This is a genomic window from Flagellimonas pacifica (assembly GCF_900215465.1).
Lineage (GTDB): Bacteria > Bacteroidota > Bacteroidia > Flavobacteriales > Flavobacteriaceae > Flagellimonas > Flagellimonas pacifica.
In genome coordinates this window covers 792,065-816,311 of record NZ_OBEH01000002.1, presented here as the reverse complement: position 1 = coordinate 816,311, position 24,247 = coordinate 792,065, and the positions used below count along the sequence as shown (strand labels likewise).

Annotated in this window: 18 protein-coding genes; 5 read left to right on the top strand and 13 right to left on the bottom strand. The window is 38.1% G+C overall.

Annotated features, from left to right (window positions below):
• Positions 1–378: a DoxX family protein gene (locus tag CRO15_RS09315; RefSeq protein ID WP_097045515.1), complete on the bottom strand. Its 378-nt coding sequence runs from the start codon at positions 376–378 to the stop codon at positions 1–3.
• A 227-nt stretch (positions 379–605) separates the two neighbouring features.
• Here CRO15_RS09315 and CRO15_RS09310 point away from each other — a divergent pair, with 227 nt between their 5' ends.
• A complete protein-coding gene (locus tag CRO15_RS09310; RefSeq protein WP_097045514.1) occupies positions 606–3,386 on the top strand; it encodes a M16 family metallopeptidase in 2,781 nt (926 codons plus the stop codon).
• A 32-nt stretch (positions 3,387–3,418) separates the two neighbouring features.
• On the opposite strand, the gene CRO15_RS09305 is transcribed toward CRO15_RS09310, so the two are convergent.
• The 4 genes from CRO15_RS09305 to uvrA all read right to left on the bottom strand — a co-directional run bounded on the left by CRO15_RS09305 (position 3,419) and on the right by uvrA (position 12,400).
• Positions 3,419–5,830, bottom strand: a complete 2,412-nt coding sequence (locus CRO15_RS09305; protein ID WP_097045513.1) for an alpha-ketoacid dehydrogenase subunit alpha/beta — start codon at positions 5,828–5,830, stop codon at positions 3,419–3,421.
• A gap of 158 nt (positions 5,831–5,988) precedes the next feature.
• Positions 5,989–8,826, bottom strand: coding sequence for a gluzincin family metallopeptidase (locus CRO15_RS09300; RefSeq protein WP_313788463.1), 2,838 nt, complete (start codon positions 8,824–8,826; stop codon positions 5,989–5,991).
• 11 nt (positions 8,827–8,837) lie between these two features.
• On the bottom strand, positions 8,838–9,524 hold the full coding sequence (locus tag CRO15_RS09295; RefSeq protein WP_097045512.1) for an LOG family protein: 687 nt from the start codon (positions 9,522–9,524) through the stop codon (positions 8,838–8,840).
• A 14-nt stretch (positions 9,525–9,538) separates the two neighbouring features.
• Positions 9,539–12,400 (bottom strand): excinuclease ABC subunit UvrA, encoded by a 2,862-nt coding sequence (gene uvrA, locus CRO15_RS09290; protein WP_097045511.1) that lies wholly within the window; start codon positions 12,398–12,400, stop codon positions 9,539–9,541.
• Positions 12,401–12,546: 146 nt separating this feature from the next.
• Between uvrA and CRO15_RS09285 the strand changes: the two genes are divergently transcribed.
• Positions 12,547–13,071 carry a hypothetical protein gene (locus CRO15_RS09285; RefSeq protein WP_097045510.1) on the top strand — a complete coding sequence of 175 codons (525 nt, stop codon included), beginning with the start codon at positions 12,547–12,549 and terminating at the stop codon, positions 13,069–13,071.
• A 30-nt stretch (positions 13,072–13,101) separates the two neighbouring features.
• Here CRO15_RS09285 and CRO15_RS09280 read toward each other — a convergent pair whose 3' ends face one another.
• Both CRO15_RS09280 and CRO15_RS09275 read right to left on the bottom strand, forming a co-directional pair.
• A complete protein-coding gene (locus CRO15_RS09280) occupies positions 13,102–13,878 on the bottom strand; it encodes a TIGR03915 family putative DNA repair protein (protein WP_097045509.1) in 777 nt (258 codons plus the stop codon).
• A 43-nt stretch (positions 13,879–13,921) separates the two neighbouring features.
• Positions 13,922–15,184, bottom strand: coding sequence for a putative DNA modification/repair radical SAM protein (locus tag CRO15_RS09275; protein WP_097045508.1), 1,263 nt, complete (start codon positions 15,182–15,184; stop codon positions 13,922–13,924).
• A gap of 100 nt (positions 15,185–15,284) precedes the next feature.
• Between CRO15_RS09275 and CRO15_RS09270 the strand changes: the two genes are divergently transcribed.
• Positions 15,285–16,052 (top strand): XRE family transcriptional regulator, encoded by a 768-nt coding sequence (locus tag CRO15_RS09270; RefSeq protein ID WP_097045507.1) that lies wholly within the window; start codon positions 15,285–15,287, stop codon positions 16,050–16,052.
• On the opposite strand, the gene CRO15_RS09265 is transcribed toward CRO15_RS09270, so the two are convergent.
• Entirely contained in the window at positions 16,036–16,959 is a 924-nt protein-coding gene (locus CRO15_RS09265) for a DUF1338 domain-containing protein (protein ID WP_097045506.1), read from the bottom strand. The two genes, CRO15_RS09270 and CRO15_RS09265, sit on opposite strands and share 17 nt — an antisense overlap.
• 68 nt (positions 16,960–17,027) lie before the next feature.
• Between CRO15_RS09265 and CRO15_RS09260 the strand changes: the two genes are divergently transcribed.
• A complete protein-coding gene (locus CRO15_RS09260) occupies positions 17,028–17,921 on the top strand; it encodes a LysR substrate-binding domain-containing protein (RefSeq protein WP_097045505.1) in 894 nt (297 codons plus the stop codon).
• A 33-nt stretch (positions 17,922–17,954) separates the two neighbouring features.
• Here the strand turns inward: CRO15_RS09260 and CRO15_RS09255 are convergent, their stop codons facing one another.
• Genes CRO15_RS09255 through CRO15_RS09245 form a run of 3 tightly spaced genes read right to left on the bottom strand, consistent with a single transcriptional unit; the run spans position 17,955 to position 21,147 of the window.
• Complete coding sequence (locus CRO15_RS09255) at positions 17,955–18,869, bottom strand: ATP-grasp domain-containing protein (protein WP_097045504.1); 915 nt, start codon at positions 18,867–18,869, stop codon at positions 17,955–17,957.
• An 11-nt stretch (positions 18,870–18,880) separates the two neighbouring features.
• Entirely contained in the window at positions 18,881–20,566 is a 1,686-nt protein-coding gene (gene ggt, locus CRO15_RS09250; RefSeq protein ID WP_097045503.1) for a gamma-glutamyltransferase, read from the bottom strand.
• Positions 20,554–21,147 (bottom strand): acyl carrier protein phosphodiesterase, encoded by a 594-nt coding sequence (locus CRO15_RS09245; protein ID WP_097045502.1) that lies wholly within the window; start codon positions 21,145–21,147, stop codon positions 20,554–20,556. Before CRO15_RS09245 ends, ggt begins: the two co-directional genes overlap by 13 nt.
• A gap of 91 nt (positions 21,148–21,238) precedes the next feature.
• On the opposite strand from CRO15_RS09245, the gene glmM reads away from it, so the two are divergent.
• Positions 21,239–22,630, top strand: coding sequence for a phosphoglucosamine mutase (gene glmM / locus CRO15_RS09240; protein WP_097045501.1), 1,392 nt, complete (start codon positions 21,239–21,241; stop codon positions 22,628–22,630).
• Here glmM and CRO15_RS09235 read toward each other — a convergent pair.
• On the bottom strand, positions 22,627–23,163 hold the full coding sequence (locus CRO15_RS09235; protein ID WP_097045500.1) for a YybH family protein: 537 nt from the start codon (positions 23,161–23,163) through the stop codon (positions 22,627–22,629). The two genes, glmM and CRO15_RS09235, sit on opposite strands and share 4 nt — an antisense overlap.
• 68 nt (positions 23,164–23,231) lie before the next feature.
• On the bottom strand, positions 23,232–24,224 hold the full coding sequence (locus tag CRO15_RS09230) for a sterol desaturase family protein (RefSeq protein WP_097045499.1): 993 nt from the start codon (positions 24,222–24,224) through the stop codon (positions 23,232–23,234).
• Positions 24,225–24,247: the final 23 nt, after the last annotated feature.

Genomic DNA, 24,247 nt, shown 5'->3' with positions numbered 1-24,247 from the left:
CTATTTTTTATCCACACTGTATTTACCGGGACCCAAAAGAAAGATTACAATAAATATTGTAGCGTAAAGCAAAGGCAACTCTTTTTTGCCAAACGGGTCTGCACCATGGAACAGTAAGGCTGCAACCAGCATTGTTATTGCTGTAGGAATAGCCGCCAAACGTGTTTTAAACCCAATGATTATTAGGATTGGGCAAAGAAATTCGCCAATTACTGCTAAGAAAAGAGATGGAGCTTGCCCTATTCCCAAAGGATTTGGAAATTCGGTATTGCCGCCTATTAACTTCTGAAATTTATGAAGCCCATGAGTTAGCATAAATGCAGACGGGATAATTCTGAGAAGGGCCAGTCCCAAATGGATTAGGGTATTATTTTTCATTAAGGGGAAATTTACTTTTTGTGAAAGTATAAATTATGTTGCTAATAACAGGAAAAATTGCCATTAAAATTAGTCTGGGGATAAACCTTTTTACTTGTAATATATTTCTTTTTAAATCTTTACTGTTCTCATAAACAGATAAATGCAAATGCTTGGGAAAACTAAAACTTATTATTACCTTGTTTCACACTTAATATTATCAATCAAATAATCCAAAAATTACAGTCATGAAAAGATTTTTCATTTTTATTAGTATGGCTCTTTTCTGTGTGCAAACTCAGAGGGCGCAGAATTTTCAATTTAAGGCAAGTGAAATAGAAATACCCTATAAACACTATAATTTGCCCAATGGACTTACATTATTGGTACATGAAGACCATAAAGCACCTATTGCAGCGGTAAATGTATGGTATCACGTGGGCTCAAAAAACGAAAAACCTGGAAAGAGTGGTTTTGCGCATTTGTTTGAACATTTAATGTTCAATGGAAGTGAAAACTACAACAAAGATTATTTTCAAGCCTTGGAGAGCATTGGTGGCACCGATTTGAATGGAACTACTAATTCAGACCGGACCAATTACTTTCAGAATGTGCCTATTTCTGCGCTTGACCAGGTACTCTTTCTGGAATCTGATCGAATGGGACATTTATTGGGAGCCATTGATCATGCCAAATTGGATGAACAACGAGGTGTTGTCCAAAACGAAAAAAGACAAGGAGAAAATCAGCCTTATGGTAACCAATGGAATTATTTAACAAAATCCATGTATCCAAAGGGACATCCATATTCTTGGACTGTAATAGGGGAAATGGAGGATTTAAATGCCGCCTCTTTGGAAGATGTTCATGAATGGTTCAAGTCTTATTATGGAGCTGCAAATGCTGTTGTAGCTGTAGCAGGTGATGTAAACCCAGATGAAGTTTATAAGAAAGTTTTGAAATATTTTGGGGACATTCCAGCGGGCCCTACCATTGAACGACAAGAAGTAAACATTCCTGAGCGCAACTTTGACACTTACCAAGTCTATGAGGATAGAGTACCGGAGACTAGGGTGTTGTTTTGTTGGAACACCCCACAATTTGGAGACAAAGAAGACATCCATTTTGATTTGATATCGGCCATATTGACTAGTGGAAAGAACTCTAGGCTGTATAAGAAATTTGTTTATGAAGATCAAACCGCAAGCGCAGCAGTTTCTTTTCAAGCCTCCAGTGAAATTGCCAGTAGGTTTATTACTTGGTTAAATGTAAAGCCAGGGCAAGACGCCGACAAACTTAGGAATCAATTTGAAGATGAAATCAGAAGGTTTTTGGCTGAGGGGCCAACTGAAGCCGAACTGACAAGGGTAAAGGCCGCCTATTTTTCTAACTTCATAAAAGGTTTGGAAAGAATTGGTGGATTTGGAGGGGTTTCTGATATACTTGCATCAAACCAAACCTATTTTGGAGATGCTTCATATTATAAAACGGTTTTGAAGTATGTTGAAGATGCTACAATTGATGACCTTAAGAAAACAGCTAACAAGTGGTTGTCCAAAGGCAAGCACGTGTTGGTTTGCAATCCTTTCCCCGAATATAGTGTTCAGAAAAGTACCGTTGACCGTTCCAAGCTTCCTGAATTGGGAACCCAAAAGAGCTCCAAGTTTCCAATTTTAGAAAAAGCACAGCTATCCAATGGATTGAATATTGTTTTGGCAAAGCGCACAGGGGTTCCAACTGTAGTTGTGAATCTTGTGGTAAATGCTGGTTATAAAACCGACTATTTAAGTAGTCCAGGAACGGCACAACTTGCCATGAATCTAATGGATGAGGGCACAAAGAATCTAAATTCGCTCCAGATCAGTGAAAAGTCTGAGCTATTAGGGGTTAGTTTAAATACGTTTTCAAACCAAGACCAGTCCAATGTTTTTATGACAACCTTAAAACAGAGCTTTGGTACTAGCTTAGAGTTGTTTTCTGATGTGGTACTTAATCCTATTTTCCCAGAGGCTGAGTTTAATCGCTTAAAGAATGAGCAAATCAACAATATAAAAAATGAAAAATCACAGCCGGTGTCAATGGCATTGCGTGTCATGAACAAGTATTTATACGGTGAAGACCATCCATATAGCAATCCATATACAGGAACAGGATATGAGGCCACAGTGGGGAAATTAACAAGAGACGATGTGGTTGGTTACTATAATACTTGGGTAAAACCTAACAATTCAACCATAATAGTGACAGGTGATATTGAGATGGATGATTTGAAATCCAAATTGCAAAAGACTCTTGGGAAATGGAAAAAAGGGGATGTGCCCACAATTGCGTTCAATGAGCCCAAATCAAATAGCAAAAACACTTTGTATTTGATGAATAGACCAGAGTCTCAGCAATCGGTTATCATTGCTGGTCACTTGACCGAGAAATATGGTGGTGTTTCCGAAGTTGCCTTGGAGCAAATGGTCAGTATACTTGGAGGAGATTTTACTTCTAGAATCAATATGAACTTGAGAGAAGATAAACATTGGTCGTATGGCGCTGGCGGATTTGTTTTGGGATCTAAAGAGGTTAGGCCGTTCATTGTTTATGCTCCAGTACAAACAGATAAAACTTCGGAGTCCGTTAGTGAAATCCGAAAGGAAATATCAGAATTCATATCTACACGACCTGCTACTCAACAGGAGCTGGACAAAGTGAAAACGAATCAAGTTTTGAGTTTACCTGGACAGTGGGAAACCAACAGTTCAGTCAATACTTCCATTAGAAACATGATCAGATACGATTTACCAGATGATTATTACCAAACTTATGATCAAGATGTACGTAACCTTTCCTTGGACGATGTACGCACTGTAAGTAAAAAAGTAGTAAAGCCAGAAGCTGTCAACTGGTTCATGGTTGGAGATAGGGCTAAAATAGCTTCCAAATTGGATGAACTTGGCTTTGATAATATTATTGAGATTGATGCAGATGGAAATCCGATAGTTCCAGCAGTTAAAGAACCAGAGATTGAATTAAAGAATTAAAAAAAAGAAGCCCGCTTTGGCGGGCTTCTTTTTTATTTGAGTGTTGGGTATTCTTCAGGATTGCTCTCGTGCATTATTTCATAGACCTTTTCAAAGATATCCTCGGCATTAGGCTTGGAAAAATAATCTCCATCCGATGCATAAGCCGGACGGTGAGCTTTTGCTGTTAGCGTTTGTGGGGCACTGTCCAAGAATTGATAACCACCTTGTTTTTCAATGATTTCTTGTAAAAGATAGGCTGAGCACCCTCCAGGAACATCTTCATCAATAATGAGAAGCCTATTGGTCTTTTTAAGACTCTTTACTACATCATGTTCAAGATCAAAGGGAAGAAGGGTTTGTGCATCCAATACTTCTGCATCAATTCCCACCTCAATTAACTCATTTGCCACCTTTTCTACTATTCGAAGAGTAGATCCATAAGAAAGTAGTGTAATATCACTTCCTTTTTTCATGACTTCTACTTTTCCAATTGGGGTACAAAACTCGCCTAAATTATCCGGTTTCTTTTCTTTGAGTCTATAGCCATTAAGGCTTTCAATTACCAATGCCGGTTCATCACTTTTCATTAGAGTGTTATAAAAACCCGCAGCTTGTGTCATATTTCGAGGAACAAGAATGTACATACCTCTTAACAAATGAATCAACCCACCCATAGGAGAGCCTGAATGCCAGATGCCTTCTAACCTATGTCCTCTGGTTCTTATAATGAGCGGCGCTTTTTGTTTTCCTACGGAACGATATAACAGTGTTGCCAAGTCATCACTTAAAGTTTGCAGTCCATAAAGGATATAATCCAAGTATTGTATTTCTGCAATAGGTCTTAACCCTCTATGGGCAAGTCCAATTCCCTGCCCAACAATAGTGGCTTCCCGTATTCCGGTATCGGCAATTCTAAGAGCACCATATTTCTTTTGTAATCCTTCCAATCCTTGGTTAACATCACCAATGTTTCCGGTATCTTCTCCAAAAATCATAGCCTGGGGATACTTATTGAAAAGTGCATCAAAATTATCCCGTAAAATAATTCTTCCGTCTACTTGCTCACCATTGTCACTGTATGAAGGCTTTAAAGCTTGAATTCCAGTAGCTTTATCGGAATGCTGACTATAAAGATGTGAACTAAACTTGGGTTGAGTGGTTGATACAAAATCCTTGATCCATTGCAGAAGCAATACTTTTTCATGCGTTGTTTCACCAATCAGATAGCGTAGAGCCTTTCTGGACTTCGAGGCCAAATCTTTTTTTAAGGGCTCTTCTATGGCAATAAGGTCATTTTTTATCTTAGAAATGAATGTGCGGTTTGGGCTTTTGCTGGCAACATTTTCCAGTAACTGCACAAGTTGCTTTTTAGCACTTAAATGAGGTTTTAGGAATTCTGACCAAGCTTCTTTCTTAGAAGCTCGCACATTTTGTTTTATCTCCCGTTCTATGCTCTTTAACTCCTGTTCTGTAACGATTTTGTTTTCAAGAACCCATTCTCGAAAGCGTTTGTTACAATCATTTTCTCTTTCCCACTCCAGACGCTCTTCAGACTTGTAACGCTCATGAGAACCAGAAGTTGAATGCCCCTGGGGCTGCGTTAGCTCTGTTACATGAATAAGTACGGGAACATGGTTTTCTCTAGCTATATCCGAGGCATTCTCAAAAGCATGGATAAGTGCAGTATAATCCCATCCTTTTACTTTTAAGATTTCAAAACCCTCTCCATTTTCATCTCTTTGCAATCCCTTTAAGACCTCTGAAATGTCTCCTTTTGTGGTATGAAATTCAGCAGGGACTGAAATTCCATAGGCATCATCCCAAACGCACATAACCATGGGTACTTGCATTACCCCAGCGGCATTTAATGTTTCAAAAAAATGCCCTTCACTGGTACTTGCATTGCCAATAGTGCCCCAAGCAACCTCGTTTCCATTGTTGGAAAAGTTTGTTTGATTTATATCCGTTAAATTCCTATATATTTTAGAAGCTTGTGCTAATCCAAGTAAGCGTGGCATTTGACCAGCTGTACATGAAATATCCGCACTGCTGTTTTTTTGTTTGGTCAAATCTTTCCATGTGCCATCCTCATTCAAACTATGGGTAACAAAATGCCCGCCCATTTGCCTCCCTGCGCTCATGGGTTCCTTTTTCAAGTCGGTAGTGGCATATAGTCCATGAAAAAACTCCTTGGGACTTAAATATCCAAGGGCCATCATAAAAGTCTGGTCCCTGTAGTAACCACTTCTAAAATCCCCATCTTGAAAAGCTCTGGCCATTGCCAATTGAGGAAGTTCCTTACCGTCTCCAAAAATTCCGAACTTGGCTTTTCCTGACAGTACTTCCCTTCTTCCCAATAAACTACATTCCCTGCTGGTAACCGCAATCTTGTAATCCTGAAGGATTTGAGATTGGAAATCATCAAAAGAAATATCGTTGCTAGTTCTTGAATCTGGCTTCATGGGCTATTGAAGATTTTTGCGAAATTACGAAAATGCATTCAAATTGGCAACAACAAAAATGATTGTAAAAGTGATAATTTGATAATAAAAGAGGTGTTTGAGGGGTTATTTTTTAAAATCGTTGCTTTTAAACACCTTTTTTTTAAGAATATATCAAACTAAAACCATTTTCTGGTAAAGAGCCCAATGAGTGTTCTAGGACTTATGGTCACTATAAAGCGTATGCGTTGTCCATAATCAGGTTGGGCAATTTCCCACCCTCTGTTGGAATATACGGGAAAATAAAGTTCGAAGTAATCGGTAACAAGATTTAATCTAATACCCGAATCATATACAAATCGTGGATCTTGTCTTTTACTTTTAATATAGCCTAAATCGCCATAGGCTTCTATCCATCTCCATATATTGGCACTGGCATTTGTTGTGGCAATCCAATCGTTTGCAAATGGATTTTCTAACCTGGATTTGAAACCTCCTTCAGCTATTATAATCTGTTGGCTATATATTCCTGAGTTTTCAGACCTTCCTAAGTAGTTTAGATCGAACATATAATCTGTAGGTCTGTCCAAGGCAAAACTGAAAAAATCAGATTCGGTTTTGTTCCTTAAAAACTTGCCTGCATAAAAGCGTAGATTTAATTGTCTATTGCTTTCAAAAAGTTTTCTATATTCCAGTTCAAAAGCCAATTTGGTGAAATCACTTGAATGCTGAGCATCCAAAAACCAAGATGTATAATTTAAGATATTGTTATCTATATCCCTAAATCTTACATTTAGAACTCCGTAATCTGGTTCTGTATCTATTTCACCCATAATGTTTTCATCAATATCCCTGAAAACACTTCTATATCTAACTAGTAGCGATTGTCTTCTATTTGAGATTAAATCATCTGGTCTCCAGCCAAAACTTATGGCCGGCGTCAAAGTAGCAAAACGGGAATTAACCTGAAAATGCGAGGTGGATCCAGAAAAAGAATAATTGGAAACGTAAAGACCACTTTTCCCATGGTACTTTCTATACCGGAAACTGGCCCTGCCGACAAGTGTCTTTTCTAGAAAGGAGTAGGTAGGAGAGAAATCGTACTGAAACGGTCTCTCTAGGAATGTTTTATTATAAATCCTAAGTCCAGGGGTAACACCGTCATAGACGTTGAAATTTGCAACAGGAACGTAGAAAATCTGATTGTAATCAGGGTCCTCTGTATCCTTGAAAAATTGAAACTTCAATTTTTTGTTACTTGAAAAGAAACCATTTAAGGTCTTCCAATTATCCCTTTGGTTGAACTCGGGGATTTTTTGATCGTAATTTAATACCAGTCGATCTTCATTGTTTCTAGGAATGGTAAACGTTCTGGAAGTATCTATACCAGTAAACCAGTATTTAGAAACAACAGAATCTTTTTTAAGACCAAACAGGGAAATAGGCACTTTTGTACCTCTTTTGTTTTTTATGACAAAAGTGATCGAATCTTCAGTTTTATCTATCCTCTTAATTTTATAGTCTATCTTTTTCCTGGTTGAAACATATTCATCAAAGAACCAATCAATTTCTTTATCTGCAAATTGTTCTATGGTTTTTCTAAAATCCAGAGCTGTTACATTTGGCTTTAGGCTATGGGTTTTATAAAATGATAAGATGCTGCTATCTATTTTCTTCGTGCCCAGATATTCAGATAAATAGGACATACCCAATCCGGCTTTATACCGATTGGCGATTTTTTCATTGAATTTTATAAGTGAATCGTTGGGTGTAGTCAACGCCTGATCTATATTTTTACGGGCAGAAAGCATGCTTAACAGTGCATATTGTTCATTAAAGTCCATTTTAGCCAAATGAAAACTTTTAAACCCCCAAAGCCTTGATAGCTTACCTGCAAGTTTTTGGTTAGGGTAATATTCTTCCACATACTTTATCATAAGATAATTTTCTATGGCATCTTTTACCCAGCGCTCTCTTCTTGGATCTAAAAACAGGGTTTCCTTTAGGAAACTTTGAAGTGCTGTTTTTAGAAACTTCATTTCAAACTGGAACTGTGCCTCATATGGTCTTATAAAAGAAGGAAGCTGGCTAATACCATATAAGGGGCTTTTATTATAGTCAAGCTCACTGACCATAAGGTTATAGTGTGGATAACCGCCTAGATTCTCACTTAAAAATTGAACAATCTTGCTGATGGAGATGCCTTGGGAAGCTACATCATACTTATTGGATTCCATATCTGTGGTAACCGTGAGGAACCTTGTAACATGTTTGGTGAATCTTTTGGTTTTACTCAATATGATTTCACAATTTTTTCGATTTTCACCATTCAATTGTACATGTTGTCCACCAGGAAAACTAGTGTTTCCAGAGTCGCTAAAATTGGTTGATAAAAAAAGTTTTTCTGGATAAGTGAAGTTAATGGTTGTTTTGGTGACATCAGTGAACAGGTCATCTAAATTCATATTGTCATAGAGCCTCCATTCCCCATCGTATACAGCAGGGGTCAAGTACCAATTTTTTAAATAGTATTCACCAAAGGGATTAAACCCATAGGATGTAAACTTGCTATTGGGAAGTCTGATCTTATAGGTCAAAAAAAGTTGAATGGACTGTCCTGGGTCCAAAATACTTGCTAAATCAATCCTAATGATATCCCTGTTTCCAATTCGATCCCAACTTAAACCAGTATATGCATCATCAACAATACTTATTAAGTTGGTACTGCCTCTTTCTTTGTCTTTTGCCAAATGCAAACTACGCTTGAATTCTTCTGCAAAACGTTTTGCTAAGGCCGTATTTTTATTGGCATATGCATGGTTCCAATCATTAAAATAGAGAACGGAAAGGCCATCATCCGAAGTATTGTTATAAGTAAATTTTTGCGTTATCTGTATTTCCTTGGTCGTATCATCCAAGGTGGCATTGATTTCGTTTCTATGTTGACTTATTGCTAGGTGACATAGAAAGAAACAAAATAGGAATGCAATCCGTTGAATGAAATATTTGATAACCAAAGTTTGTGGGTTTAGAAATTAGGACTAAGGTTACGTCCTTTGTAAAATGCGTCAATGATTTGGACCACCTCTTCTTCGGTATCTACAATTTTAATGAGGTCCAAATCCTTCGGGCTTATGTTACCAGCCTCTAACATTGTATTTTTTATCCAATCAAAAAGTCCGCTCCAAAATTCTGACCCTACAAGAATGATTGGGAATGTGTGAATTTTATTGGTCTGAATTAGAGTGATAGCTTCAAAAAGTTCATCCAAAGTGCCAAATCCGCCAGGCATCACTACAAACCCTTGTGAATATTTAACAAACATTACTTTTCGAACAAAAAAATAATCAAAATCCAAACTCTTGTCATCGTCAATATATGGGTTGTCATGTTGTTCAAAGGGAAGGTCAATATTAAGTCCAACGGATGTACCACCGGCCAAATTAGCACCTTTGTTACCCGCTTCCATAATTCCGGGGCCACCTCCGGTAATAATGCCATAGCCAGCTTCTGCAACTCTTTTGGCCACTTTTACGGAAAGTTCATAATAAGCTTCCCCTGGTTTTGTCCGAGCAGAACCAAAAATTGAAACACAAGGACCAATGGCACTCATTTTTTCAAATCCACTGACAAACTCACCCATAATTTTGAATATGGCCCATGAGTCGTTTGTCTTTATTTCATTCCATCCCTTGTGATGTTGTTCTTTTCGCATATGAATATTTTATATTAAATCGCAGGCGCAATCTTGCGCTTGGAAATGTCCAACTCCTTCTTCAAAAACTTGGCTGTATAACTTTTATTGTCTTTTGCTACTTCTTCTGGGGTTCCCTTGGCAACGATCATTCCACCACCACGGCCACCCTCGTACCCAATATCAATGATATGGTCCATCATTTTAATAACGTCCATATTATGTTCTATGACCAAAATAGTATTTCCTTTGTCTACCAATTGGTTTAAAACTTCCATAAGCACCCTAATGTCTTCAAAATGTAGTCCCGTTGTGGGTTCATCTAGAATGTAAAATGTATTCCCGGTATCCCTTTTGGAAAGTTCCGTAGCCAATTTTACACGCTGTGCTTCCCCTCCAGATAAGGTAGTGGACTGTTGCCCAAGGGAAATATAGCCCAAGCCAACATCTTTGATGGTTTTAAGTTTTCTATGGATTTTGGGAATGTTCTCAAAGAAATCCACGGCTTCATTAATGGTCATTTCCAAAACATCGGCAATGGATTTTCCTTTGTATCGTATTTCCAAGGTCTCCCTATTAAAACGTTTTCCGTTACAGGTTTCACATTCTACATATACATCTGGCAAAAAGTTCATTTCAATGACTTTAAGGCCTCCTCCTTGACATGTTTCACACCTTCCCCCAGCCACATTAAAACTGAACCTTCCTGGTTTATAACCTCTAATGGTCGCTTCGGTGGTTTTAGCAAATAACGCCCTGATTTCGCTAAAAGTACCGGTATAGGTTGCAGGGTTGGAGCGTGGAGTTCGACCTATGGGTGATTGATTGATATCAATCACTTTGTCAATATGTTGTAGTCCTGTTATCTTTTTATAGGGCATAGGTTTTTTGACCCCATTAAAGTAGTGGGCATTCATGATAGGGTAGAGGGTTTCATTAATCAGGGTAGATTTTCCACTGCCAGATACTCCTGTAACCCCAATAAGTTTTCCTAATGGAAATTCTGACGTAACGTTCTTTAAATTATTTCCTGTACATCCAGAAAGCACTATTTTCTTTCCAGTTCCTTTTCTTCGGTTTTGCGGAACGGGGATTTCCCTTTCACCAGTTATGTATTCAGCAGTAAGGGTATGATATTGCTTTAAATCTTCAGGTTTTCCTTCGGAAATTATTTCCCCACCATGCCTTCCTGCTTTGGGGCCAATATCAATTACATAATCCGCATGCTCAATCATGTCCCTATCATGTTCGACTACAATTACAGAGTTTCCAATATCACGAAGTGATACCAAGGAATTAATCAGACGTTCATTGTCACGTTGGTGTAATCCAATGCTGGGCTCATCCAAAATATAAAGCACCCCAACCAGCTGAGACCCAATTTGTGTAGCCAGTCTAATACGTTGCGCTTCCCCTCCGGACAATGATTTTGAGCTTCGGTTCAGGGATAGATAATCCAGTCCCACATCCAATAAAAATTGAATTCGTGTCTTAATTTCCTTGACAATTTCTTCTGCAATTTTCTTTTGATTGCCCTCAAGATTATCCTGAAGTTCATAAAAGAATGTGGCCAGCTCAGCAATATCCAATTGGGCCAATTCTGCTATGTTTTTCTCACCAATTTTAAAATAGAGGGATTCCTTTCCGAGTCTTGCCCCTTCACAATTGGGGCAAGAGACCTTGTCCATATACTCTTTTGCCCATCGTTTTATGGAGGTGGAATTGGCTTCATCAAACTGGGTTTTAATGAAGTTGGAAATCCCCTCGTAATCAATTTTATATTGCCGTTTTACTCCCAAGGTTTTGGAATCGACTTCAAAACTATCTTTGCCACCGTTCAAAATAACTTCCATGGCATCCGAAGGTATTTTTTTTATGGGATCCGTCAGTTCAAACTTATACCGTTGGGCAATAGTTTCTAGCTGTTTAAAGGCCCAGGATTTTTTATACTCTCCTAATGGGGCAATTCCACCAGCTTTGATGGATAAACTTTTATTAGGAAATATCTTTTGTTCATTGACCTCAAATACATGGCCCAGACCATTGCACTTTGGACACATGCCCTTTGGGGAATTGAATGAAAAAGTATTCGGTTCGGGAGTAGGATAGGAAATGCCAGATGAGGGACACATCAAATCTCTACTAAAGTAGCGAGGGGTTTCTTCACCTTCTTCCAAGACCATGAGAACATTATTACCACTGTACATGGCCGTATTGATGGTTTCATTCAACCGTTTATGGAAATCTTCGCTTTCCAATACTTTCAAACGGTCAATGACAATTTCAATATCGTGGGTTTTGTAACGATCCACCTTCATGCCTTTGGTGATATCTAAAATTTCACCATCAACACGCACTTTTACAAAACCTTGCTTTGCAATCTGTTCAAAAAGTTCCCGATAATGTCCTTTTCTGGATTTGACCACAGGGGCCAAGATGTTTATTTTCTTCTCCCGGTAAATGTCGATGATTAGATTTTTGATTTGCTCATCGCTATAACTGACCATTTTTTCTCCAGTATTATAACTATAAGCATCTCCGGCGCGAGCAAAAAGCAAACGTAAAAAATCATAAACCTCGGTAATGGTGCCGACAGTAGAACGAGGGGATTTTGAGGTGGTTTTTTGTTCTATGGCAATTACAGGTGAAAGGCCGTCTATTTTATCAACATCAGGGCGTTCCAAACCGCCCAAAAATTGCCTTGCGTAGGCGGAAAAGGTTTCAATGTAGCGGCGTTGTCCTTCAGCATAAATGGTATCAAAGGCCAAAGATGATTTTCCGCTCCCGGAGAGCCCGGTTATGACGACCAGTTTTTCCCTCGGAATGGTAACATCTATGTTTTTAAGGTTGTGGACCCTTGCTCCCTTGACCTCAATATTTTCTTCGTAGTTAATCATAGCACAAGATGCTAAAGTACACATTTGAAGCTTAAAAAGGAAGTAGGGTTTGTTTTCGTTTTTGTTAATTGATGATGTATTTTTGGGTTCATGATAAACGTGTTGCTTCTTGGCTACGCTTGAGGTGACCTATAAGCTTTTTTACTATGAAATTATTGGGCATTGGCTCTAGAATTAATCACTTGGAATACGGGAAAGGAGTGGTTACCAACGTAACTTCCAAACATTATTGGGTGACTTTTTTAGAAAATGGTCTTGAAACCATTGATTTGGATTCTGAGTTTGAAGTTATTGATAGAGTGGAGGATGAAGTGGACACCGTAAGTTTTTTTGATGTAGAACGTTCATTGGTAAGCATTTTGGAAAAGTGGAGTGATACCCATGAAAAAGTTGCTATTGGAGATAAGTGGCGAGGCGGTAAATTAATTCTGGAACCAGGAGATGATCTGGCCAATAAGGAAATGCCCATTGATACTTTTTTCCATAAAATTGTAATGGTTCGGGATCGTATCAGAGTAATGGAACAAAAAATAAATAGCAGTAAAAACCTTGACGATCAAGAAAAAATTGATTTGCAACAGTATATTACTCGAATCTATGGTAGTTTGACCACATTCAATGTGCTCTTTAAAAGCAAGAGTGATCATTTTGTAGGAGAACGGAGCAAGTAATTCAGATAACCGTTAGCCTTAATTTAAAATCTATGCAATTTCTTTCTTTTCTGAAAGATACTTCCAATACCGTTTGGGTACATGTTGGGTATGCAATTTCCTGTTGATTCTTGATTTAATGTGGGTACTTTTAAAATAATCGTTCCAAAGGGTTTGGTAGTCATATTCCTCACTTAAGAAAGCATCACTTTTATGAATTTTGTTGAAATGTACCTGCTTTAAATTTAGGGATACCAGTTCCACATGTTCCAAGTTGTAGAAAATACCATACTTACGTTTCACATCGTAAATCAACCATTGTTGGTCTGCATATCGATTTCTGAAATGTTTTGAAATCAATGGAAGCACATCAAAATCAGGTTCAATATTGGCAAAATAAATATCATCTTTCGTGAGCTGGAACCGAACAAAGGCTTCCATTCTATGTTTTTCTCGACCAACAGAACGGGCCAATTGGGAAATACGTAACACAATACCATCCGAATAATCCAACTGCTTGCCATTTTTGGAAGCCATCAGTTTTTGGATATAAGTATAAAGGGTAAGCTCAACACCTTCGGCTTCGCTCAAAAAAGCGAAATAGACATTGGTAATGGCATTATGGCTTTTGTTTCGAATACCATTCCATACCCGTTTGGCCTTTTCAACATTGGTGAAAATAGTCTCCGTTTCTGAAAACAGTCCGTTTTGGCCTTGTGAGTTCCGCTGAATGTCGGCCACATTTATTTTTTCTTCGAAGGATACGAAGATTGCAGTAAGGAAGCCATTGAAGCTTCCGTCGTAGATGAGGGTTTTAGATGGGTTCATAATCTATTCGTTTTTGATGTTTCTTATTTTTAATTCCATTATATCAATTGAATAATTGCAATTGTTGACTGTATTGCTTTCTAAATTTACCTTGTGAGTTCTGTAGAATCAGTCCTTTGATTCTATCAGCATCCAAATCCCGACGTTCCCAGTTTCTGGAATCACAAACAATAAAATATTTGGCCCGGTTGAGTGCCACACCTATCTTTTTAAGATGTTCCCATCCTAATTTTCGAAACTGCCTGGCCTTTATAATTTTATCAACCGATAACATACCAATTCCTGGCACCCTGGCCAATAATGGCTTATCCGCTTTGTTGATGTCCACCGGAAAATGATGTAGGTTCCTTAGCGCCCAAGACAGTTTAGGGTCTATATCAACATCCAAATTTGGGTGTTCTTTATTCAGGATTTCATTGACTGCAAAACCGTAAAATCTGAGAAGCCAATCTGTTTGGTACAATCTATTCTCCCGCAACATGGGAACTTGAGATCCAATGGACGGCAAACGACTATCATTGGAAACGGGAACATAGCCAGAGTAGTAGACCCTTTTCATTTGATACATTTTATAATAGTAGGTTGCGGAATACATAATGTCTTTATCAGTTTCACCAGAAGCGCCAACAATCATCTGGGTGCTTTGTCCTGCTGGAGCATATTTAGGAGTGCTTTTAATGACTTTTCGCTCATTTTTATAGCGGTTCAATTCATTTTTAACTTTTAACATGGGCTTGGTAAAGTCTTCATGTTTTTTATCAGGAGCCAAAAGCTTTAAACCGGAAATGGTGGGCACCTCTATGTTAACAGAAAGTCTATCCGCGTACAATCCAGCTTCATACATCAATTCATCACTCACCCCGGGAATGGACTTCAAATGGATATAGCCATTGAAATTTTCCTCTTTTCGAAGTTTTTTGGCAACGGCAACCAAACGCTCCATGGTGTAATCTGGGTTCTTAAAAATTCCTGAACTTAAAAAGAGCCCTTCAATATAATTTCTACGGTAAAAATTGATGGTGAGATCTACAACTTCCTGAATTTTAAAAGCGGCTCTTTGTACATCATTGCTTTTACGGGTCACGCAATAGGCACAATCAAAGATGCAATGGTTGGTCAACAGAATCTTTAAGAGTGATATACATCTACCATCCTCCGTATAACTATGGCAAAGGCCCATCTTGGACGCATTTCCCAACCCATTGTCCTTATTGGCACGATCACTGCCACTGCTGGCACAGGACACATCATATTTTGCAGCGTCTGCTAGAATGTTCAGTTTTTCTTGAATGCGTTTAAAATCCATAACTTGGAAATATTCCAATCAAAATTATGGAAATATTCCAAATAATGGAAATAATCCAGTGAAAATTTTGGAAATAATCCAAAAAGTCTATTTTTGTAGTATGGAGAACGAACTGACCTTAAAACGATTTATTGAGATACGAAGAGAGTTGGGCCATACTCAAACTGATTTTGCGCAACTGCTGGGCGTTAAGAATACCACAGCGGATATTGAACGGGGACGAACGAAATTATCGGGTAAGGTTGTGGCTGAATTGTTGCGACAGTTTAAGATCAATCCATTATGGTTATTTGGTGAAAGTGATCAAAAGCACTTGGATACATCGAAAACCAGCGTGATTCCCAAAGTTGTAACCGTTGATAGCGCCGAGCAAGATAATATGGTATTGGTCAATGCCAAGGCGGCGGCCGGTTATCCACAGAATATTCAAGATACAAGCTGGTATCAACAATTACCTGCTTTTGATATGCCCATTCCAGAGTTTAGAAATGCGACCTATCGTGGATTTCAGGTGGAAGGGGACAGTATGTTACCCAATTTAAGACCTGGAGAATGGGTGTTGTCTAGGGCGATAGAACATATTGACCATGTAAGTCCAAATAAAATGTATGTAGTGGTACTTCAAGATTCTGTAATGGTGAAAAAGATTGAAAGAAAACCAAATTCCAATAACATTACCTTGGTTTCCTTGAACGAGACCTATCCTCCATATGACATTAAACCTTTTCAGATACAGGAAATATGGGAGGTAAGCAGTAAACTAACTTTCAATGTCGATGCCACTACGGAAACTGGATTGCTGAGACAGCTCCAACAATCTATGGAGGAATTGAAAAAGCAGGTAGGGCAGGTTAAGAGTGGTACGTAGCCGTCTTTTTTACCTGTTCATCATAGGTGCTTTCAAAAATCTTATCGGCATTGGCAGATTCAAAACCTTCTCGCAAATGTTCACGCTTTAAAAGACTTTTGTCCATTGCTTGGAACTCAGGTAAGGGTAATCGCTCCGCAAATTCCACATAACTACCAGCAATTTTCATTTGTTCACCATTGGCAAATGTAGCGTTTACCATTTTGGCAACAGAACTACTTTGTTTTAAAAGACCATCTTTACTGGTTTTTGTTTTCCCTCCTGCGGTATTTAGCACAATACCGGTTTCCTCCAAAAAGGCGTTGAACTTTTCAAGCTTATTGTATGGCTCTGGCAAGGCATGCACACTTATGGTATAATGATTTAGATAATATCTATTGTAAATTACCCAGGCGGTGTATTCGCTTTCCTTGCCCAATTCTAAGAAATCATCTACCGTTGGAGCTTCCCATAGTGGTTGGTAAAAGAACTCTCCAACTTCTTTGGGTTTTTCAAAATCAAGAGCATCGACAGGGTCTTTTACTATATCTTGGGTATGTTTTCTAATGATGGATTGTGCATTTTGAGACAAGTCATCTACCCTTAGTTCGCTTATGAAAATTCTTGGATATTTTGGACTTGGTGGTGCATACCAATAAGCATCCAATTTCTTTTCTTCGAAATAAAAAGCATCTTTTCTTTGGTAACCATATGCAAGAAATATTTTTTCCAAGGATTTAATGCCAAGGTTAGGAACACCTAAGGTTCGGAAAGCAATATGGTCATTGATAATATCCTCTTCCCTATTGATCAAGCCTTTACGGATCATTGCAGTACTGATGGTTTCCACATCTGTGACACTTTCTTTATAGGGATCAAAAATGGCCTTTAGAACGATTTCTAACGGAGTGTTGTCATTGAATTGCATAGCACGAATTTATTTGTGTACAAAACTAATTATATATTTAATCACATTTAATTGTTAATTTAAAATGAATGATTAGTTTAAATAATCAATTGGAGATTAGACACCTGCACTACTTTCTTGTTTTGGCGGAGACTTTGCATTATGGACAGGCAGCTGAGCGTTTGTTGATTTCTCAATCGGCATTGAGTCAACAAATCCAAAGGCTTGAGGTAATAGTGAAGCAGCAACTTTTTAATAGGAGCAATAGAAGTGTAGAATTAAGCGCAGCTGGTAAGTTGTTCAAAAAGGAAGCTGAGATCATTATTGGTCAGTTGTCCAGTTCCATGGAGCGTTGGAATGTTGCACTGGAGGGGCATTCTGGGATGTTGAAGATTGGTTTTGTTGGTTCCGCAATGCAGGAATACCTTCCAAAGAAAATTAAAGAATTGAGTGAACGGCATCCTAAAATCAAATTTGTTTTGCAAGAAGGAAGTAATCAAACTCAATTGGAACAGCTTGAAAAAAATCAATTGGATATTGGTTTCATGAGATCTAACGAAGTACCGGAAACTATGGATTTTAAGTCGGTGGCAGTGGAGAATCTCTGTGTAGTATTGCCCAAGGAACATCCCATTACCAGTGTAAACTTTGAGAGTATGGAACAGTTTTCCCAAGAATCTTTTATTCTTTTTCCCAATCTGCAAAGTCAATTGTATTACCAACAAATTATAAGTTTATGCGCCAGCCATGGTTTTATGCCGAAAATTTCGCACCAATCCATTCATGGTCCTACTATTTTTAAACTGGTGGAAAGTGGATTGGGAATTTCCGTGGTCCCAAAATCCCTTACCCTGGCAACTAAATATAAAGTACGGTTCATTGAATTGGAAGATGAGCCTTTTAAAACTGAACTTTTTGCTGTCTGGAAAAAGAAAACAAACAATGAAGCTCTCAATGATTTTCTAAAAATAATAAGTGATTGATATAAAGCGGTTTACCCTAATTTACATGAATTTTTAAAACAATCTACTTTTAATACTATTTGCCAAAACATTTGCAGCATCTGGAAAAAGTCTAAACCAAAGTTCTGGTTCAAAAATTTCTAACTCGGCCAGGGCTAGATTATTGTCGTTATCTCTAAAAATATCTACTCTGGCATAAATAGGCATTTCTGGAGCTGCAGCGACCACATTTTCTGTGAAACTGATTTCTTCTTTTGATGGGTTATATTTTTGGACACTACCTCCAAAATCATCCTGAACCCTAAAGTCACCTAGTTTAGCAATTTTAAGAACTGCATTGGTAAATTTTCCGTTAAAGACCATCATGGATATTTCCCCTTTGGTTACAATGTTATGTTGAAATTCTTGCAACATCATAGCTTCATTGGTAACTAATTCCTGAAAAAGTTCGTCATATTGTACAACTTCTGAGGGAAGGATTTTGTAAGTGTGTCTAGCTCCTCCCGAAATACAAGGTTTGAGCACTAAGGAAGTATTATCGAAACCATAACCCTCTATTGCTTTTTTAATAGCATCGGACAATGTTATTGTTTCTCCCTGTTCAATGAACAAAGTTTTTGGAATGGCAATACCATTGGCTGCCAAATCCTTCATATAGTGTTTGTCTATATTCCAATTGATGAGTTTTTTGGAGTTGATAAGCTTTGTTTTACCTGAAACGTCATTCAACCAGTTTGAAAACTCTGAAAAACGATTGAAACAGTCCCAAGTACTTCTAAAAATTGCATATTGGGTAGTTGTCCAATCAAAATCTGGGTCATCCCAAGATTTTCTTGTGGCACTAAATCCTATCTTTTTAAGAGCATCAAGAACGAGTTGGTCTTCTAGAAGTACGTTTTCAATTCCTGAATTTAGTTCTTTGGGATTTGTATACCTTGGGTCGGTAAGGATTACAATATCGTAGTTCACAATACTATAGTTTAAAAGCCTACGGCAGTATCATCACCTCTTTTATCGGCACCACCTTCCAAACTTCCATCAGGTAGTACCCTTATCGCATCAACTTTGCCAATGATTCGGTTTCTACCTTCATGAATTTTATATCCTTTTTGTTTCAATTCAGCTTTTATTTCATCTGAAAATCCCTCCTCTTCAAAGGAAATTAAATCTGGAAGCCATTGATGGTGGAATCTGGGCGCATTTACCGCTTCTTGCATGCTCAAATTGAATTCATATACATTGAGGATTGTTTGGGCAACTGCCGTAATTATGGTTGAGCCACCTGGGGTTCCTACCACCAAAAAAAGCTTACCGTCTTTTTCTACAATAGTAGGGGTCATACTGCTCAACATGCGCTTTTCGGGAGCAATGCTATTTGCTTCTGCTCCAATAAGCCCAAACATATTTGGGATTCCTGGTTTGGCACTAAAATCATCCATTTCATTGTTCAAAAAGAAGCCAAGCTCATCTGAATATAGTTTTGAACCGTAGCCGCCATTCAAAGTTGTGGTAGCCGAAACTGCATTTCCTTCGCTATCAATAATAGAATAGTGGGTAGTTTCAGAGCTTTCAACAATTTCTACTTCGCCATGGGATACATCTGAGGATAAAGTGGCTTTGTCAAAGGAGAAATTTTTCATACGCTCTTTAAGATAGGAGTCGCTCAACAACTCGCCTAGTGGGATATCCACAAAATCTGGGTCACCCAAAAAATAATTTCGGTCTGCATAAGCACGTCTGGAGGCTTCCGTAAATAATTGAACGGACTTAACTGAGTTATGTCCATATTCAGAAATATTATATGGCTCTACCATTTTGAATATTTGGTTGATCGTTGCTCCGCCACTGCTTGGGGGGCTCATGGAAATGATGCTCAAGTCTTTGTATTTAAAAACAATGGGCTGTCTCCATTTGGCTTCATACTTTGTCAAATCTTCTTCCGTAACAAATCCTCCTTTTTCTTGTATAAACGTTGCTAGTTTTTTGGCCACCTCACCTGTGTAAAACCCGTCTCGACCCTTTTCTAGAATCTTTTCCAACGTCTTTGCCAGGGCAGGATATTTAATGGTATCTCCAGCTTTATAGACATTGGCAAATTTGGTGCTGTCTCCATTCACAGAAACAATGCGTTCCCGATAGCTTTCCAATCTTTTTGCTTGTTTTTCAGTAACGATCAAGCCCTTTTTTGCTAAAGCAATTACGGGTTTCATAATATCAGATAACGGAAGGGAACCGAACTTTTTGTGCACTTCCATAACTCCAGCGACTGTTCCGGGTACACCAACAGCTGTAGCGCCAACGGTACTCATATCTGGAACAACATTGCCCAAAGAATCCAAATACATATCCTTATGGGCGGAAAGCGGAGCTTTTTCTCTATAGTCTATGGCTCCAATGTCTCCTGTGTTCTTTCGGTATACCATAAAACCGCCACCTCCAAGGTTCCCGGCAAAGGGATATGCAACAGCCAATGCCAATTCTGTGGCTACCATAGCGTCAAAAGCATTACCACCTTTTTCCATAATTTCTGAACCAATCCTAGAAGCTTCTTCGCGAGCGGATACTACCATGGCATTTTCAGTAACCAATCCGGTTGGTATAGCAGGTTGTTGTTTACAGTTTATGAATAATAGTAGAAGAGAGGTAACAAGTATTAATCTTTGCATAAAGAGATAAATTTTTGTTTGGAAAAGGTAATCAATTCTTCAAAAAACAGCACAAATTCATTTTCAAACTCTGCATAATGTTCTTCAAGGTCCAAAACGGCAAAGTTCATTTTGGATTTATTTTTTGTCCTGCGGTTCATTCCATCCAGAACCTTTGAAATCCCTTTAAGATTGGAATAGCTCAACAACCAATTGTCCGTAATCATATAAGGCATCATACGCTGGGTTGCCAAAGGCAATATATTGTAATTGTCCTCTAACAAATCATAAAAATCATCAACATACCTTTCTAAAGGAACATTTGAATAGCTGGACCAATTTTTAGCCAAAAAATGATCATAAAAAATATCTACAATGACCCTGCTGTAATGACTGTAATTTTTATGGAGTCTTTTACTACTCTGTTTAGCAATACGATGGGAGTCTGTAAAAGTGTCAATTTCTCGGTGCAATAGAATACCTTTCTGAATTTTATCTGGGAAATGTTTGAATTTATTTCCCCTTATATGATCGGCAAAGAAATTGCCCAAGGTAATTTCCTTGTCGCCAAAGGATAAATAAATATGAGCTAAGAAATTCATGGGTACAATCTTCTTTTCATCGGAAATTTACAAATTAGAAACCTTGAATAGGGGATAGGCTTTTATATTTGCAAAAACTTTTTTAACAATTATGACACTGATTAAATCGATTTCTGGGATACGAGGAACCATTGGAGGAACTACAAACGATAATCTAACCCCAATAGATGCTGTAAAGTTTGCAGCGGCATATGGTACTTGGTTAAAAGAATATTCAGGAAAGGATGATTTGACCGTTGTAATTGGTCGTGATGCTCGGTTGTCTGGTGAAATGATTCAAAACCTAGTGGTATCTACTTTAGTAGGACTTGGAATTGATGTGGTTGATTTAGACCTTTCCACAACTCCTACAGTGGAAATTGCGGTTCCTTTGGAAAAAGCAGATGGCGGAATTATCCTAACAGCTAGTCATAATCCAAAACAATGGAATGCACTTAAATTGTTGAACGAACGTGGGGAGTTTCTGGATGCAAAACAAGGTGCAATAATATTGGAATTAGCTGAAAAAGAAGACTTTAATTTTGCAGAGGTGGACGATTTGGGGAAAATCACCAAAAATGATTCCTATATCGATGTACATATAGACGAAGTATTGAACCTTTCCCTTGTTGACAAAGAGGTAATTAGAAAAGCTGGTTTTAAAGTGGTTGTTGATGGTGTCAACTCCACTGGTGGAATTGCCATTCCAAAACTATTGGAAGAATTGGGAGTAGAAGTGATAAAATTATATTGTGACCCTACCGGTCATTTTCCACATAACCCAGAGCCACTAAAAGAACATTTGGCAGATATCTGTGATTTGGTTGTGAAGGAGCAAGCAGATTTTGGTATTGTGGTAGATCCTGACGTAGACCGATTGGCATTTATTAGCAATGATGGTGAAATGTTTGGGGAAGAGTACACCTTGGTGGCTTGTGCGGATTACGTACTAAGCAAGACCAAAGGAAACACAGTTTCAAATTTATCCTCTACCAGAGCACTTCGTGATATTACGGAAAAGCATGGGGGAACTTATGATGCAGCGGCTGTGGGAGAGGTGAACGTGGTCACTAAAATGAAGAACAACAATGCCATAATAGGAGGAGAGGGCAACGGTGGGATCATTTATCCGGAGAGTCATTATGGAAGGGACGCTTTGGTAGGAACTGCCTTGTTTTTAATGTTGATGTCTGAAAAAGGAGGCACAGTAGCAGAGTTAAGAGCTAGCTATCCCAGCTACTTCATGAGTAAAAAGAAAATACAACTTACTCCCGACCTTGATGTTGATGCATTGTTGAGCGCCATGAATGACAAATATAAAAATGAACAAGTATCAACCATAGATGGGGTGAAAATTGATTTTCCTGAGAATTGGGTGCACCTTCGTAAATCAAATACTGAACCTATAATTAGGGTGTATACCGAAGCAAAATCTCAAACAGAAGCAGATAGTTTGGCCGATAAAATTATTGGTGAAATAAAAGAAGTTGCTGGGTTGAATTAAATCTGTTTGTTTAGGTCATAGATGATGTCCACCTCGTGGAAATCGGAATGGGAAATATCCGTTCTTTTATCGGAATCCATCCATAACTTCCACGTACCGTTTTCCTTTCTTAGGCCTACGTTGAAATAACCGTAGCCACGAGGCACCAAATTTTCATCATCTTTGCGTTTTGAGCTAAATCGATAATAGCCTGTTTGGTAAGCAATATCTTGGCTTTCATCTATAGCTGTGGAAAGAATGGCAAATGCGATACCCAATTGACCCCCACGTTGTTTTACATTGTCTAGAAAGCCCCCAAAATGCTCTAAATAGCTTGTTCCGGTTTTAATTTCGTTCTGATCTATAGTAATTCTGACTATATCTTTGGTATGAATAGATTTTAATTTATCCGAATCCAATTCGGCATAGGCTTCCATAAAGGGAATCCAGATATCAGTTTTGATGGATTCAATGATTTCTTTTGGGGGCTCATTTTGCTGGGCAGATACAAAACCTACTACCAAAAACAGCGTTATTTTAAAGAGATGTTTCATTTTTTGATTTTTGAATTGGAGATAATTTATGAAACAATCATCTTGTTGAAACCAACTTTAAGAAAAGTTTATATGCCCAAACTATTTTTTAAATAGGCACTCCGAACAACTTTTGCTGTTTTGTGATCTCCGGTGTGACTCCAGCCGGGAGGCATTATTAAATAGCGGAATTTATTGATTAAACCAGGAGCGTTAGCAACATCTTTTACTAGTGCTATGACTTCACCAAAGTAGACATCAATGAAATTCCCAGAATCCATTTCACGTGTAATACCATATTCTATTTGAACACTTTTTTCTTCTTCTTGATAAGTCTTGAACACTTTGTCCCATATGTTCAAAAGGTTACAAAAATTGGTATCCATATACAAAGGGTTTCTGGCATGGTGCACCCTATGATGTGATGGGGTTAGCATGATTTTATTCAAAAACCCAAACCTTGCATCTTTAATGAGATTTTCTCCAATGTGTATGAAGGCGCCATAGGTTCCATCAATAAACATTATAGTGAACAAAAGCTCTGGCTGTACTCCAAGGAGAATACATACGGTTGTTCTGATGGTATCAGCATAGGGGGCTTCTAAAAAAAAGTGAGCATGAGTTACTGATAGGTTCATATCTTCTGGAGCATGGTGCGTGGAATGCAGGCACCAAAAAAGACGTACTTTATGCCCCAGATAATGGTATACAAAATGACCCAATTCCCATACAATGTAGGCATAGATAAACCAATACCATGTATTACTTGTTTTGAATAGGGCATACGAGCTAAAGACCCCAATGCAAAACGTTACCATGGCTATAGCTATAAAGCGCCCAACAAACCGATTGAAAATATAAATAAGGAAATTTACTTTGTAGACTTTAATCTGTGGTTTTTTATAAACGAGTCCAACAACTAATTCCAATAAAAGTAACAATGGAATTATGGGATATATGAGTGATGCAATTCCATCATAAGTTTTGAATGCTGCATAGTCCCCACTTTTTAGAATTTCCAAAGCTTGGGTTATCCCTAAAAACCCGGTTATTTCGTTTAATACTATTGATAAGATTTCCATAGATGAAGTATATGGAATTTAAA